This window comes from Streptomyces sp. NPDC088354 (genome assembly GCF_044753585.1).
Classification (GTDB): Bacteria; Actinomycetota; Actinomycetes; order Streptomycetales; family Streptomycetaceae; genus Actinacidiphila.
Map to the genome: position 1 here is coordinate 1 of NZ_JBIVNJ010000124.1, position 2,963 is coordinate 2,963.

3 protein-coding genes are annotated in these 2,963 nt (G+C 67.8%); 2 read left to right on the plus strand and 1 reads right to left on the minus strand.

The window, feature by feature from the left end; genetic code table 11:
• The first annotated feature begins 63 nt into the window (after positions 1-63).
• Positions 64-941 (plus strand): IS5 family transposase gene (locus ACIP98_RS42070; RefSeq protein WP_401982143.1). Its coding sequence is split into 2 segments (ribosomal slippage): positions 64-396 and positions 399-941, totalling 876 coding nucleotides; the frame shifts between segments, so codons are not numbered across the junction.
• A gap of 162 nt (positions 942-1,103) precedes the next feature.
• Positions 1,104-2,198 (plus strand): IS110 family transposase, encoded by a 1,095-nt coding sequence (locus ACIP98_RS42075; RefSeq protein ID WP_401982141.1) that lies wholly within the window; start codon positions 1,104-1,106, stop codon positions 2,196-2,198.
• 59 nt (positions 2,199-2,257) lie between these two features.
• On the opposite strand, the gene ACIP98_RS42080 is transcribed toward ACIP98_RS42075, so the two are convergent.
• Entirely contained in the window at positions 2,258-2,920 is a 663-nt protein-coding gene (locus ACIP98_RS42080) for an HAD family hydrolase (protein WP_401982145.1), read from the minus strand.
• Between the last annotated feature and the right edge of the window lie 43 nt (positions 2,921-2,963).

Below are 2,963 nucleotides of genomic sequence, written 5' to 3' on the forward strand. Positions count from 1 at the left end.
CTAGGGCGTGTATCGGAAGTGGATCTCGAGGTGGGATGATCTTGCCCCGTCGCACGTGGAGATCTGACGGATACACAGTGGGCCCGCTTGGAGCGGTTGTTGTTCCCCGTGGGTAAGAAGCCGGGGCGTCCGCCGATATGGACCCGGCGGCAGCTGATCGACGGCATACGGTTTCGCACCCGGACTGGTGTCCCGTGGCGGGATGTGCCGGAGCGGTACGGACCCTGGGCCCGGACGTACGACTTGTTCCGTCGCTGGCAGCGAGACGGTACCTGGCAGCGGATCTTCGCCGAACTGCAGGCACAGGCCGATGCCGAGGACCTGATCACCTGGGAGCTCAACATCGATTCCACTGTCTGCCGCGCCCATCAGCACGCCGCCGGGGCGCGGAAAAAGGGGACCTGCAGAAGGAGCCGCCCGGCGGCGTCGCCGTCGAGCCGGACGACCACGGGCTCGGCCGCTCACGCGGGGGCCTGACCACCAAGCTGCACCTGGCGGTCGAGCAGGGCCAGCGCCCCATGTCCATCGTGGTCACGGCTGGACAGCGAGGAGACTCCCCGCAGTTCGAACCTGTCCTGAAGAAGGTCCGCGTCGCCCGCCCGGGTTCCGGCCGTCCGCGGACCCGGCCCGACCGGGTTCGCGCCGACAAGGCGTACGCGTCGCGCAAGAACCGCGCCTACCTGCGTCGACGCGGTATCCGCTGCACTATCCCGGACAAAGCCGACCAGGCGCGCAACCGCAAGAAGCTCGGCTCGCGCGGCGGCCGGCCGCCCAAGTTCGACGCCGAGGACTACAAGGCGCGACACGCGGTCGAATGCGGCATCAACCGCCTCAAAGGACACCGCGCCGTGGCCACAAGATACGACTGTGAGGATGTGGGGGTGCCGCCTCGGGTAGTGGTCTGGCCCGCGATACGACTGGCCTCAGTGCCTTGCGTTTGATCTGCCGACCGCTGTCTGAGGCGGCGCATGCTGCCGCCGGACCGGTGGGCGTGTCCCGATAGGGGCCTTCGCGACAGGCACCGTCACAGTCCTGACCGCCGCACTCGGCCCGGCGTCGGCCGGTGTTCCCGCAGCGTCAGGAGACAGTCGACCGTGAACAGCATGACCCAGCGCACCGATCCACGTCACCACGCCACTGACCTCAGCGAGGAAGTGGTGCTCGGGGTGGACACCCACAAGGACAGCCACGCAGCAGCCGTAGTCACTACGACCGGGGCACTGCTGGACAACCGTGCGTTCCCGACCACAGGAGAGGGATACCGCCAGCTGCTTTCCTGGGCCCGCTCCTTCGGACGGTTACAGCGGGCCGGCGTGGAGTGCACCGGCTCCTACGGAGCCGCACTGACCCGTTACCTGCACAGCGAGGGCCTCACGGTCACCGAGGTCAACCAGCCGGACAAAGCCATCCGCCGCCGACGCGGCAAGACCGACGCGATCGACGCAGCCGCAGCGGCTCATGCTGTCCTCTCCGGCCGTGCCACCGCCGCTGCCAAGACCACCAACGGCCCGGTGGAGACAATCCGCCTGTTCAAGATGGCCAAGACCTCCGCGGTCAAGTCCCGTTCGCAGGCCATCAACCAGCTCAAGGCCATCCTGGTCGCCGCAGACGCTGCCCTGCGTGAATCGCTGGCTGGCCTGAGCAATCCCAGGCTCATTCGCCGCTGCAGCGAGCTGAGCCCCGGAGAAGACCCCGGTCCCGCGGGGGCCGCCCGGCACACGCTCCGGCTCCTGGCCAGGCGCATCCTGCATCTCACCGATGAGATCAGCGAGCTCACCAGCCGGATCACCGCCACTATCGGCGTCTGCGCACCAAAGCTTCTCGATGTCTACGGCGGGGGCCCCGACACCGCCGCAGCCTTGCTGACAGCAGCCGGGGACAACCCCCAGCGGATGGGCAGCGAGGCGTCCTTCGCCGCTCTCTGCGGCGCGAGCCCCGTCGAGGCCTCCTCCGGCAAAACCCAGCGGCGCAGACTCAACCGCGGCGGCGACCGCCAAGCCAACTCCGCCCTCTACACAATCGTCTTGGCCCGGATGCGCTGGGACACCCGCACCCGGGCCTACATCGAACGCCGAATCAGCGAAGGCAAGACACGCCGCGAAGCCATCCGCTGCCTCAAACGCTACGTCGCCCGCGAGATCTACCAGACGATCGTTCCGCTCCGGCCAAGCTTGGAGCAGCCAAGATCAGCCGGTTGACATCCATGGGGGCATCAAACTCGCAGTCCGCTACGAGGCGACCGTCCTCATTGCGGCCATCAACGCCTGGCTGTGACCAGGCGGCTCAAGAGCGGAAGCACGCCCCGCAGGTCGTCGTCGTCCACCGTGACGGTCGCCTCCTCGCGCGCTCCTGCCGAGCCATTGAACGCCACGCTCAACCCGACGGATGCGAACAGCGGCAGATCGGAGCGGCTGTCCCCGACGGCAGCGCACGAGCGGGAAGCCAGCCCCAGCTCTCGCGCCTGCGCGAGAGCGAAATCCCGCTTGCCGTACTCGTCGAAGTGACAGGCCACCCGGCCCGTGAACCGGCTGCTGGCCGTCTCCAGCCGTGGGCCGCTGAACCCATGGAAGCCGAAGCGGTCAGTCAGGTAGCTGCCGACTGGCGACCAGGCGAGGGTCGCCAGTATGGGCACCAACCCGTTCTGTCGACACCAGGTCACGGTCTCCGTGATGCCCGAGACCAAGGGAAGCCCGTCGAGCCAGCTAACAACCTGATCTTCGGGAACCCCCGCCCAGCCCGCGGCGTCCAGCTCGGAGACCTCCCGATTGTCCAGGACACCGGAGGCGTAGGCGTCCTCGGCCTTGGCCAATTCGTCTCGATGCCCAAGGAAGCCAGCCAGAAAGACGGACGAACTCGTGCCGGGGACGAGTGTGCCATCGACATCGAAGAACACGGCGCCCGCATGATCGGATGAGAACACCGCCCAAGGATGCCACTGCCTCGCGAAACGCCAGATCGGGGGG

Excerpts from the sequence above, each read along its gene's own strand:
- ACIP98_RS42075 (WP_401982141.1), top strand. The coding sequence starts at position 1,104 with ATGACCCAGCGCACCGATCCACGTCACCACGCCACTGACCTCAGCGAG.